The organism is Aliidiomarina sp. B3213, from assembly GCF_003290085.1.
Taxonomy (GTDB): Bacteria; Pseudomonadota; Gammaproteobacteria; order Enterobacterales; family Alteromonadaceae; genus Aliidiomarina.
In genome coordinates this window covers 26,922-38,826 of the sequence record NZ_QMKJ01000004.1, presented here as the reverse complement: position 1 = coordinate 38,826, position 11,905 = coordinate 26,922, and the positions used below count along the sequence as shown (strand labels likewise).

Here is an 11,905-nt window from a genome sequence, read left to right as displayed (position 1 = left end):
GGCCGACAAAGTACAGGGAAGTAATTGAGACTTAGTGTTAAAGACCTTTTATATACCTTACGTTAAAATATTGTGAACAAAATTCTTCTCCTGTAATATGCTCCGCTCTAAAAATAAAAAGCTCTAATTTAAAGGAGCAGTCCGGAGTATAGAATGAAGAAAATTTACCTTACCCTTTTACTTTGTATTCTGATTAGCGGTTGCCGAAGTACTATTCCTATCGAAAGAGATTCCTCTACAGGGTATTTCCCTACAATCCGAGACCACAATATCGCAAAGCAAGAAGATGTTGAGCTAGATAGATACAAGAAGCTTGTATTGGTTCCGGACATGTTTATCAAAGAAATGCTCCTTAACGTGAATTACTTTGAGAATGTCATAACGTATGAAGAACTAGAACTGTTTGTGATGGATCAAGGATTAAGTAACAAAATCCCAAGCCCTCACGAAATGATCGGACTTATTAACCTTTACAATCACTACGGTCCGTTTTTGATTATGTCCAGAGAGGGTGGCTTGCTGGATGGCTATTTGCATGTGGGTTTAACTCTGATGGATGTTAAGCAGGAAGAAATTCTTTTCCGATCGTTGAAGCGCTCGCCAGACGTTCGTGGGGATATTGATTATCAGTGGGCCCCAGTTTTCAATGCTTTCATAGATTACGCTGAGAGTTACTCTGCGAGTTATAGCAGAATGGACTCATTACAGGTTGAGGAAGGCGTAGATGTTGATTAAGTTCGTTGGGATGGGGGTGCTGTCTTTAGCACTCTTTACCGGTTGCGCCATCACCACCTTTAAAGTTGGCGAACGAAATACTCAAACTGGATATTTCGAGTCTCGTGGCGAGGCAACCATATTAATTAGTGCTCCAGCGGATCTTGATCAACTTCGGTCATTAGTAGTAGTTAAAAACTTGGAACTGTTACGTAGCCAAACATTAAATATAAATTATTTTGATGAAGTAATGACGATCGGAGAATTAGAACAAGAAATTATTAGAAATGGGCTTGCTGAGCAAGTTCCATCTGTGCGACGAGCCAATGGATTAGCTGCTGCAGCAAATTATTATCGGGAGTTTCTCGTTTTGGATCTTGTCCTCAAACGCTATGAAGGTGCAGAACACAACTCAATGCAAATATCTTTATTTGACCCGATGACAACTGAGTATTTGTTTGCTGCTAAGACAGATATAGTCTACGGACTAGTTGACCAAGCTCATATTTATCCGCTGTATAATGCGCTTATAGATTATATCGAAGACAACTCGAAAGATTACAACCGCTTTCAAGCACTTTACGCTTACTAGGTAGTGTGGTGTTCAGTTAAACGGAAATAATAATAAATTCAAGGAACTATTTTATGATGAAAACATTATTCGGCTTTATTGCTTTTTTCGCAATTGTTTCTATGACTGGCTGCGAAACTTATTATGTGTTGGGAGAAAGGGACGTAGAAACTGGCTATCTAAAAATTAGTCGAAATGCCAGTGTAGAAATTGTCGAGAATACCCCAGTCGATTTAGATAGGTATAAATCCTTACTTGTCATTAAAAACTCTGACTTAGTTCGTTCTCAAGTAGAGAATCTGAATTATTTTGAAGAAATTATGAATATGTCGGAGTTAGAAGATGAAATTATTGATAATGAGCTAACAGATAAGGTTCCTTCGTTAAATCAAGCTATAGGGCTCACTAATGCATCAAATCATTATCGAGAGTTCTTGGTATTAGAATTTAAAGTAATTCGATTTGACCAGTCACATAGAGTCGATACGGAATTGTCTCTATACGACCCTGCTACAGCTCAATATTTGTTTTTAGCGAAAACTACCGTGAATGTTTCCTTTAATGACCAGCAAAATGTCTACCCTCTGTATAATAAGCTAATCGATTATATTGAAGATAACTCGCAAACTTATGACCGTTTTGAGAGTCTTGACGCAGAGTAGATTGGAACTTATTGGAGTAGTCCGTAGCTTGCTTGAACAATCGTGTAAGTGGACTGCATTTGGACGTTAGATTCATAAAAGAAGCCGCTCTTTGAGCGGCTTTTTTGTATGGTGCTTGGGAACGTCCATGTGGGCTTGGTCCGGTTCGGCATCCATGCCTCACGTTCAAACCTGAACGAGCAGTGCTCGTTCCGAGCGGTTTGAACCCCGGCACTTTTGTCGAACCATATCGGTGGTTCTCATCAGAACTCCAGACCCATAAAACAAAAAAGCCGCTCTAAGAGCGGCCTTTTTGTTTTATATGGTGCCCGGAGGCGGAATCGAACCACCGACACGAGGATTTTCAATCCTCTGCTCTACCGACTGAGCTATCCGGGCGTGCGTGCAATTAAACGTTTTCAGAGGGCGAAAGTCAAACGGTTTTTAGCCTTTTGCCACTGATTGGTTAGGAATTGCTCGTTTTTGCATGTTTTCTCTATTTTTCGTGGCGTAAATAAGTTGTTCCGGCTAAGCAACGCTCGTAGAAATCGGTCCAGCGTACACCTTCTCTTGGTGGTAGCTGTCCCTTTCTGATTTCACGATCAATCGCCTTTTTAACAACTTTAGCCATGTAATCAGTGTTGTATTGCATGGTTTCTAGCACTTTTTCAGCCGAATGACCCGGAACTACTTCTTCAATGTAGAAATCGCCTGCTTCGTCGTCGTGACTAAAGATATGCACTTCAGTGAGTCGACCAAACAGATTGTGCATGTCACCCATCACATCTTGGTACGCGCCGGTAAGGAACATTCCGATAGGGTAAGACTCTCCCTTACGCAGCTTATGCATCGGAATGTTTTCTCTGATCTGGTTGCTGTCCATGTACTTGCTAATTTTACCGTCACTGTCGCAGGTAATATCTACAATCGAGGCGCGTACTTCTGGTTTTTCGTTTAGTCGTGTTAACGGAATAATAGGCAGTAGCTGGCCAATAGCCCAGGTGTCTGCAGCAGATTGGAAAATAGAGAAGTTCGCTAAATATTGGCTTGCTAAACTGTCTTCTAAACTGTCTAGCTCTTGAATTTGACGAGTTTCGTCGTCGAGGTGCGACTGTATGTCACTCAAAATTTGCCAGTACATGGTGTCTAGCTTTGCCATTTCAACAACGCCTAGAATACCTAGCTTGAATGCTTCATAAGCACTCTGCTTGTAGGCCGCTGCGTCGTTGTAGCGTTCCTGCGGGTGAACTTCGTTGGCATTCACTAATTCGCGCATATTGGTGACAAGCACATGCTCGCCTTCGGTGGCGCTAATGTCGAACTTTGTGCCTGTTAATGAGATTTCACCCACTACGTCGGTAACCACCAAGCTGTGGTGTGCGGTAATGGCGCGGCCACTCTCGCTAACTAAATTCGGATGAGGTACTTTTTCCAAGTCGCAAATTTGCTTCACCCCATAAACTACGTCGGCAACATATTCGTCTGTCGAATAGTTACGCGACGAGTCGGTTGTGGTGCTAGAGCCGTCGTAATCGATACCTAAGCCACCACCAATGTCTAAATACTCTAGTGGTACACCCATTTGTATAAGCTTGGCATAAAGGCGCGCGCCCTCGGTTACGGCTTCTTTTATTTTACGAATGTCAGACAACTGGCTACCAATGTGGAAGTGCAGAAGCTTCACACATTCGGACATGTCGTGCTCTTTCAGGTACTCAACTGCATTGACGATTTCTGCAATGCTTAACCCGAATTTAGCGCGGTCGCCTGATGACGTAGACCACTTACCTGTACTACGCACCATCATTTTTGAGCGCAAACCAATAAGAGGCTGTACTTTGTATTTTTTAGCTAGGCGAACCAACATCTGTAAGTCTGAAAACTTCTCAACAACCACAATCATTTTGCGACCTAGTTGGCGGCCAAGTAGCGCCATAGTGAGATAGTCTTCGTCTTTGTATCCGTTAAGAATAGTTAGCGCATTCGGGTTGTCGTTATACGCCATAACGGCCATGAGCTCCGGCTTTGAGCCTGCTTCTAAGCCGTAGTTATATTGCTCACCTGCGTCGAGAATCTCTTCTACAACTTCGCGCATTTGGTTTACTTTGATTGGGTAAACCCCCACATATTGGCCGTTGTAGTCAGCGGCACTAATGGTTTCACGAAACGTTGTGTTAAGAATTTCAACTTGAGATCGAAGAATGTCGTGGAAACGAATAACCGCTGGGAATTGAATACCTTCGGCTTTCATTTCTTCAAGAACTTCTGCCATGTCAATCGACACGTTAGGGTTTTTATGATCAGGTGAAATTTTTATACTGCCTTGTTCACCAATATGAAAGTATCCGCCGCCCCAGCGATTTACGCCGTATATTTCTTCTGAGTCTTCAATTGACCATGTGTTGTCGGTCATTTACGACCTCCTTCGAGCACCAAAATTAGTTCTCTCACAACTTTCGCTGCGAATACGTCTGAGTTACCTGTAGGGTCTATTTCGGGTGAAAGTTCTACCACGTCTACGCCCACGAAGTTTTTCTGTTTTAACAGCTTAATTAGGCTAACAAACGAATGAAAGTCTTCTCCACCTGGCTCTGGTGTTCCTGTGCCGGGAAAGAACGACGGGTCGAAATAGTCTAGGTCTAACGTTAAATAAATAGGACGGTCATCTGGAATGGCCGCAATACTCTCTAAGAACTCTTGACGTGACGTGCGGATGGTTTTGTTTTCACGCATCCATTGATATTCGTCTTTAGTACCTGAACGTATACCGTACTGAATTAACTCATGACCTGGGCCGAAGTGGTCTAATGCTCGACGAATAATAGAGGCGTGCGAGTAGTGGTAACCGGTAAAACCGTCTCGCAAGTCCGCATGGGCGTCCAGGTGAACCAAAACTAAGTCTGGGTATTGGTTCAAATGTTTTACGATAGGCGCATAAGAAATAGAGTGTTCACCACCAAGAGTGACCACTTTAATGCCCGAACTTTGCAGATCAATGGGATCAAAGACCTTATTAAAGTCGTTTGTGGCACTTTTCCACTGAGCTTCCACGTCGGTACTGTCGCCGAGTTGGAGGTTACCGAGGTCATAAAACGTGTAGTCTTCGAGGTCGTCGTTGAGGTACGGAGAAAACGACTCAATATCTTCGGAAACTGCACGAAGACCATTTGGCCCGTAACGGGTTCCTTTACGGAAGCATGCGGTTCCGTCGAAACCAAAGCCAATAATATATGTTGTATTTGACTGTAACTCGGTGGCCAAGTCAGCGCCAAAATAGGCGCGAACAGGCTCGTCGAGCGTTACAGGAACTGGATATGTGTCAGCCAAATTTATCCACCTCTATATTCACTAAAAGCCATAGCATTTAGGCTATGGTACGCACTACAAAAAAGGGGCGACATTATGAGGTTTTGTTTGCCTCTTTTGAAGCAATATTTACACCCTGTAAACTCAATTGTAGGTCAACTAATCGCTGGTCTAAAGGTTTGTCCCGTTCGAAAGTTAAATTCAACGGCACCTCCACTACGTGCTCGTTTTCTAGACCGATCATTACGTTGTGGCTACCTAATAGCATGGCGTTAACCGCCGCGTTCCCGAGTTGCATTGCGAGTATGCGGTCTTGCGCATTGGGTCGGCCACCTCGTTGTATATGTCCTAATGGGCAAGCATGGCAGGTTACACCAGTCGACTTCCCTAAGTTCTCGGCTAACCCATGAACGCCGCCGGGCCACAGATTTTCTGAAAGCACCACAATATAACTACTGTCTGGGAAGGCAGTGCGTGCTTGAATAATATTGTCAGCAAGTTCTGAGAGGTTCGGCTGAGGTTCCATTTCAGGTACAATCATAGCTTCTGCAGCACTTGCTATAGCTGCATGCAAACCGATAAAGCCTGCGTGGCGGCCCATAACTTCAATAATAAATACGCGCGCCATAGCTTCAGCGGTTTCCCGCACTTTATCAATGGCTTCCATTGCAGTGTCTACTGCGGTAGAGAATCCGATTGTGGTGTCGGTTCCTGCTAAGTCATTGTCTATGGTTCCTGGCAAGCCAATAATTTTGCCGTCCCAAAATTTCTCTAAATGGTAAGCGCCGCGGAACGAGCCGTCTCCGCCAATAACAATTAAGCCGTCAACATTGTGCTTAGTGAGGTTTTTCGCTGCTGCTTTAGCTACGTCGTCTTCACGGAACTCCGGATAGCGAGCACTTTTAAGGAATGTTCCACCGCGCTGACTGACTAATCGCATGTCGTCTGGATGTAGTGGCTGAACAAAGTCTTCGACGATGCCTCGATAGCCATGTCGAAACCCCACAACCTCGATGCCGTCTTGCCATGCTGTGTTCACAATTGCGCGGATACACGCGTTCATGCCGGGAGAATCCCCGCCACTTGTGATGACACCGATTTTCTTCAATGATTTGTCCTTTTTCATCCGCTGACCACTAGCTAAATTCAAGTTACACTAAAGAAACCATAGTAGCGCATAACCGGGGTGAAAATGAATAACGAAGGCGTTTCTATTTCCTATGAAACCTTAAGACGCTGGGCGGTTTCTTGTTTCGAAAAAGCAGGTGCTAAGTCTGAACAAGCAAATGTCATGGCAGAAAGTTTGATTCAGGCCGACTTACTTGGCTTTTCAACACACGGGCTTCGCAGGTTGCCATACAATGTAAAGCGCCTTGTTAAAATAGAAGCTGACTCGAACGCAGAAGTTGAGATTGTTAAACGTCGAGCAGCAGTGGAAACGTGGGACGCCCACACTCTCCCTGGTATTTACATTGCTCCACTCGCTGTAAAAAGAGCATGTGAAATGGCAAAAGAAGCGGGAACGGGAACGATAGTGGTTCGTAAAGCCGATCATGTTGCGTGCTTAGCCTCATATCTTGAGCAAGCAACCAGCCAAGGCTTAGTGGTTTCTATGATAGCTTCCACGCCAGCGCAAGCTAGCGTTGCGCCTTTCGGTGGAAAGTCGCGTGTATTTTCACCCAACCCTTACGCACTTGGGGTACCTACTTCTAGCGTTCCGCTATGGGTAGACATGAGCTTCTCAATTACTGCAGCAGGAAAGGTGAACCAAGCGAACGACCGCGGCGAATTACTTCCTTTCCAAGCATTGGTAGACGCATATGGAGAGGTGTCGAACCGCCCGGAAACATATTTAAAAGAGGGTGGGGCGTTGATGCCTATTGGCGGTGCTGAACATGGTTATAAGGGCTATGCGCTATGTTTGATGTCTGAAATTTGGACCATGGCGTTGAGTAATTACGGGCGAATGGACGGTGTGAGTGACGGGGAACGGAACTCACTGTTCGTACAGGTTATGGACCCTTCTGCATTCGGCGAGTTAGCCCAGTTTAAACGCGTAACAGACGACTTGTTGCAAAGATGCCGAGATAGCTTGCCCATAGTGGAACGCGAGCCTGTTCGGATTCCTGGAGAGCGTGCGTATGCTTTGCGGAAGAAGCAGTTACAAGAGGGCGTTAAGCTCGACAGTATTATATGGTCGAAATTAGTAAGTTGCAGTGAGCGGTTGGGAATTCAACCGCCCAGTGTCTAGGGTTTAAGGCTGCAGCCGTTGTTTAAACCACGCACCTTTACTGTTGCGAAGATATTCCACGCGGTCATGCAGCCGGGCCGCGCCGCCTTGCCAAAACTCGTAACGTGTCGGCTCTACTCTAAAACCACCCCAATACTCAGGTCTAGGCACGGTCTCTTCATTCTGAAAACGTGCTTCGGCACTTTGAAAGGCCGACTCAAGTGCTTCTCGGTTGGCAATAGGTTCGGACTGGTGAGAAGCCCATGCACCAAGCTGGCTCGCACGTGGACGAGACGCGAAATAGCGATCATTTTCTTCGTCGCTAAGTGGCCTCGCTATGCCTTCAATAGCTATTTGACGTTCTGCATGTAGCCATGAAAAGTGCAAACTACAGCGGGGCTGAGTGAGCAATGCCTGAGCCTTTCTGCTTTGATAGTTGGTAAAGAATACATAACCTTCGGGGGTTGAGCCTTTGAGTAGAACTACGCGCTGGGAAATACCCGACTCCTCCTCGTATGATGCTACGACCATGGCCGTTGGGTCTGTTAGGGAGTCATCGTTAAGTACGTCGTTAAACCACTGCAAAAATTGCTCATGAGGCATTTCATGTGCGGTTTGTTCGTTGAATGTTCCCCGAGTGTAGTCGCGGCGAATATCTTCGATACCCATGGTTAGTTGTCCTTTACTACTTCTGCATGCTCAAAGGCAATGGCGGTATTATTCATAAACATATTCAGCAGCTTTCTGTCGGTTTCGTTTAGGTCGTTAATGCCGCGAATATAAAGCAGATAGAAATGTTTAGAAGACGTTTTGTAAACGCCATAGTAAGTATTTCCAACAACCTCGAAGCTTACAGTTGCTTTGTCATTGATAAGTTTAGTAATGATTTCTCGGTCGAGTGAATGGTTAACAGACTGCCCAATTTCATTCTTGAAATCGCCAGTAGCGGCAATGATATGCATAGGGTGTTGTTCGTCACCACTCGCGGTAAAGCCGTCGACTCGGTAATACGCGGCAGAATAAGAGCGTGTGAGTAGGGCTACAAGTTGCTCCAGAATGCCTTGACTTAACTGGCTCATCGACTTGGCACTGAATATTTCTGCTGAAGCCTCAATAATGCGTTCTAAACCTTGCTTATACTTCTCGATAGCTTGTAGATCTCGAAATGCACGCAAGCTTGAATACATCAAGGTCATCAGTTTCCGATAAGTAAGCTCTGTTTTCTCTTTATAGTCGTCTATTTCGTATTTTGAGATGACTTCTTCTTCCGGCGCTTGGCCTGGTTGCCCGGTGCGAAGCACAATACGAATCATACTGTTTTTGAGAACTTCGCGTGTCCACTTCACAAGATCCAAGCCTGCATGGTCGTCTTCCATGACTACGTCGAGTAGCATTAATGCAAAGTCGTTTCGTGACTCAAGTAATGCTCTTGCTTCTTTGCCAGAGTATACCGATGTAAAAGATAAGGGGCGATCATCGAGTTTAAACTCACTTAAAGCCATTTTTGTAATGACATGTATTTCTTCGTCGTCATCCACGATTAAGATATGAAATGGTTCGATGTCTCCAACGCTCTCAACTTGCTCGGGCTCGTCAGCAAACATAAATGAGTCGGTCATGCTAAGTCCTTGTCTTAGTTCTAATGCTGCTTCTTGTATTGACGTTCACCAGCAACATACGTGGCAAGCACATCAATTTTCCAAAGGTGTTCAGGCGCAATGGTAAAAGGGTCTTTATTAATGACAATGAAGTCAGCCCATTTTCCTGGTTCTAGTGAACCTGTATCGTCATCGAAATGTCCCGCAAAAGCAGCGTCTATGGTAAATGAGCGAATCGCTTCTTCAACGCTCATACGCTGCTCCGGGTGCCAACCTTCTACCGGTTGGTTATCTCGATCTTGCCGAGTTACTGCTGCATGAATGCCGTAAAAAGGATTCGCAAGCTCAACTGGAAAGTCAGAACCTGCAGCAATAATAGAACCTTGATCTAAAAATGTGCGCCATGCATAAGCTCCTGCTATACGCTCGGTGCCTACTCTGTCCTCAGCCATGTTCATGTCGCTGGTGGCATGGGTGGGTTGCATGGAAGGAATAATACCCAGTGTTTTGAATCGAGGAATGTCTTCTACTTGCACGATTTGAGCATGCTCAATACGGTGACGCATTTCTGCAAGCGGTGCTTCATGTTCCTGCTCAAGCTGAGCAAATGTGTCGAGTGCTAAACGATTTGAATAGTCACCAATGGCATGATAGTTCACTTGAAAGCCTGCATTGTGAATCGTGCTGAATAGCTGGTAAACCCGCTCTTCTGGCGTGACAAGTAGGCCTGAATTGTCAGGGTCGTCACTATACGGATGAATAAGTGCCGCTCCTCGGCTGCCTAATGCTCCGTCTCCGTAGAGTTTTACACTGTTAATTTGCAAACGGTCGAATTCGTCTCTTGAGGTACCTTGCTCGAGTAACGCTTCGAGGTTAGGACTATTGCCTGCAATCATAGCGTGAACTCGAATAGGTAATGCTCCTTCACTTAGCAGTTGCTGGTAAATATTCAAGTGACGGGCGTCGGCTCCTGCGTCATGAACCTGAGTGATTCCTAACGATAAAAGCTGGTCGAAAGCCGCGTGATAATTACTACGAATACTTTGTTCAGATGCTCCTGGGATGTGCTGAGTGAGCAGTTCCATGGCGGTGTCGATAAGAATGCCGGTAGGGTTGCCGTTTTCGTCTTTTACAATCTCGCCACCGTCTGGCGATTGAGTTTCTGCCGTGATGCCAGCTAGTTCTAGTGCGGCTGAATTCGCCCATCCTGCGTGCCCGTCAATGCGAGTTAACCACACAGGACGGTCGCTAATCACGTTGTCTATGTCTTGGCGATTGGGAAAAGCGTTCTCTGGCCAAAGCACTTGGTTCCAGCCTCTACCGATAATCCAGTCCAGGTCGAGGTTTTGGTCGGCATAGTTTGCGACCTGAGCAACCGAAGAGGCTTTACTGTTAATACCTCGCAAATCTACCTCATTGAGGTTTTGGCCGAGTCCTTGAATGTGTCCATGCGCGTCAATGATGCCAGGTAAAACAGTTTTGCCATGAAAATCTATTTCTCGGTTTGCTTCGACAAGCTGTCTTAAGCCATGGTCGCCAGTCGCTACAATTCTGCCGTCGGTGACTACCATAGTGGTAAAGCGTGTTAGTTGAGCTTCTTCCCCAATGCCCTGCGTAAAGCTATAACCGTTCATGTTGTAATAGGTTACCGTTTCGGCGGTGCTACTGAATGAAGTGGCTGCGAATAGAAATCCGACAAAGGTTATGATTACACTTAAAGGTCTCATTGCTTATTCCTGCTCAGTTTCCTCAAAGAAGTATGAAGTTGGCCATTTTTGGATAACGCCATCTGATGTTAATAATCCTATATGGTTTGCGTACTCAAATACATCAATAATGTCAGTTCGATGCAAAGGATTAGAATGTTTTTGCGCGTAACCATGTTGCCAAGCTTGGTTAACTGAACCCCAAGCATGCCACTGGTTGTTACCTCCGCCCACAACAACGCCATAGGAAGTATATCGTGCCACTGAAACGCCGGACTCTACACTTACACTTGGGAATCTTTGCCGCGTATTTACATTGAGTACCTGAATGGTGTTCTGAGTAGCTAGCGGATTGTTTGAACTACCTAAAAGAGCATAAATGCTATTGCTATTGGGGCCGCCAAACATCAGAGCAATAGGCGACTGAGGCAGTACGGATGTTTCTAATTCTGATGAATTAGGGTTGCCTCGTATCAGATACCCATTTCTTAATAGTGCGAAAAAACTAACTTGGTCATCGTGCAGCATCACTTCGAGTTGCATAGCTTGGTGGTTGGCTGTCGTAAACAGTTTGGACTGCGTTAACCCATTGGGTTGACTGGCATCTGTGTTAAACCAGTATACATTGTTGTTTTCCAGAGCAACTAAGCCATAAGAGCCTGCTGCGCTTAGTGTGCGGATTGGGCCTGAAATATCTAAAGTAAGGGACTGAGTTTGTTCTTGCTGCGGTCGCCAGACGATAATTTGCTGGCGGTCGTGAATCCAAAGTGTATTGTCGTTCGCCCATTCAACAAACCACACTCCGTCAGGTTCGGGTAAGTTCAATAAGTTCTGCAACTGACCGGCAAAACTATAGACGCCTATGTCACGTCCAACCGACACCGCCAAATCACCTGTTTGGTTAAACTGTGCAGCATTGATTCTGTCTAAGTTCAGGTCGATAAACTCAACATCTTTTGGCGCCTGACTACATGCGGTCAGAAATATGGCAAAAGCCAGAAGGGCATAACGGAAGTCTATTAATTTAAGCAAATCGTATAAACCACCCTCAAGAAAGGTAACATTTGACTAATATATTTGTTAAAGTATACCTTTAAATACAATGCTTAATATAAAGCATAATGAAAATAAAAAGTACT

11 protein-coding genes and 1 tRNA gene are annotated in these 11,905 nt (G+C 45.1%); 4 read left to right on the top strand and 8 right to left on the bottom strand.

Features of this window, described 5'->3' with window-relative positions; translation table 11 throughout:
- Positions 1–153: 153 nt before the first annotated feature.
- From DQX04_RS11285 to DQX04_RS11275, 3 genes are read left to right on the top strand one after another with little or no spacing between them, the layout of a single operon-like run.
- Positions 154–735, top strand: a complete 582-nt coding sequence (locus DQX04_RS11285) for a hypothetical protein (protein ID WP_111916044.1) — start codon at positions 154–156, stop codon at positions 733–735.
- Complete coding sequence (locus DQX04_RS11280) at positions 725–1,306, top strand: hypothetical protein (protein WP_111916043.1); 582 nt, start codon at positions 725–727, stop codon at positions 1,304–1,306. The genes DQX04_RS11285 and DQX04_RS11280 overlap by 11 nt, the downstream gene beginning before the upstream one ends.
- 53 nt (positions 1,307–1,359) lie before the next feature.
- Positions 1,360–1,947 (top strand): hypothetical protein, encoded by a 588-nt coding sequence (locus tag DQX04_RS11275; protein ID WP_111916042.1) that lies wholly within the window; start codon positions 1,360–1,362, stop codon positions 1,945–1,947.
- A gap of 302 nt (positions 1,948–2,249) precedes the next feature.
- Here DQX04_RS11275 and DQX04_RS11270 read toward each other — a convergent pair.
- From DQX04_RS11270 to DQX04_RS11255, 4 genes are all read right to left on the bottom strand, one after another.
- Positions 2,250–2,325, bottom strand: a tRNA-Phe gene (locus DQX04_RS11270).
- 97 nt (positions 2,326–2,422) lie between these two features.
- Positions 2,423–4,339, bottom strand: a complete 1,917-nt coding sequence (gene speA, locus DQX04_RS11265; RefSeq protein ID WP_111916041.1) for a biosynthetic arginine decarboxylase — start codon at positions 4,337–4,339, stop codon at positions 2,423–2,425.
- Entirely contained in the window at positions 4,336–5,253 is a 918-nt protein-coding gene (gene speB / locus DQX04_RS11260; RefSeq protein ID WP_111916040.1) for an agmatinase, read from the bottom strand. The genes speA and speB overlap by 4 nt, the downstream gene beginning before the upstream one ends.
- Positions 5,254–5,326: 73 nt before the next feature.
- On the bottom strand, positions 5,327–6,340 hold the full coding sequence (locus DQX04_RS11255) for an ATP-dependent 6-phosphofructokinase (protein WP_207801115.1): 1,014 nt from the start codon (positions 6,338–6,340) through the stop codon (positions 5,327–5,329).
- A gap of 84 nt (positions 6,341–6,424) precedes the next feature.
- Here DQX04_RS11255 and DQX04_RS11250 point away from each other — a divergent pair, with 84 nt between their 5' ends.
- Positions 6,425–7,483: an Ldh family oxidoreductase gene (locus DQX04_RS11250; protein WP_111916038.1), complete on the top strand. Its 1,059-nt coding sequence runs from the start codon at positions 6,425–6,427 to the stop codon at positions 7,481–7,483.
- Between the two features lie 3 nt (positions 7,484–7,486).
- On the opposite strand, the gene pdxH is transcribed toward DQX04_RS11250, so the two are convergent.
- Genes pdxH through DQX04_RS11230 form a run of 4 tightly spaced genes read right to left on the bottom strand, consistent with a single transcriptional unit; the run spans position 7,487 to position 11,798 of the window.
- On the bottom strand, positions 7,487–8,131 hold the full coding sequence (gene pdxH, locus DQX04_RS11245; RefSeq protein ID WP_111916037.1) for a pyridoxamine 5'-phosphate oxidase: 645 nt from the start codon (positions 8,129–8,131) through the stop codon (positions 7,487–7,489).
- Between the two features lie 2 nt (positions 8,132–8,133).
- Positions 8,134–9,081 carry a DUF3369 domain-containing protein gene (locus DQX04_RS11240; protein WP_111916036.1) on the bottom strand — a complete coding sequence of 316 codons (948 nt, stop codon included), beginning with the start codon at positions 9,079–9,081 and terminating at the stop codon, positions 8,134–8,136.
- A 20-nt stretch (positions 9,082–9,101) separates the two neighbouring features.
- Positions 9,102–10,787 (bottom strand): amidohydrolase, encoded by a 1,686-nt coding sequence (locus DQX04_RS11235; RefSeq protein WP_111916035.1) that lies wholly within the window; start codon positions 10,785–10,787, stop codon positions 9,102–9,104.
- A 3-nt stretch (positions 10,788–10,790) separates the two neighbouring features.
- Complete coding sequence (locus DQX04_RS11230; protein WP_111916034.1) at positions 10,791–11,798, bottom strand: hypothetical protein; 1,008 nt, start codon at positions 11,796–11,798, stop codon at positions 10,791–10,793.
- Between the last annotated feature and the right edge of the window lie 107 nt (positions 11,799–11,905).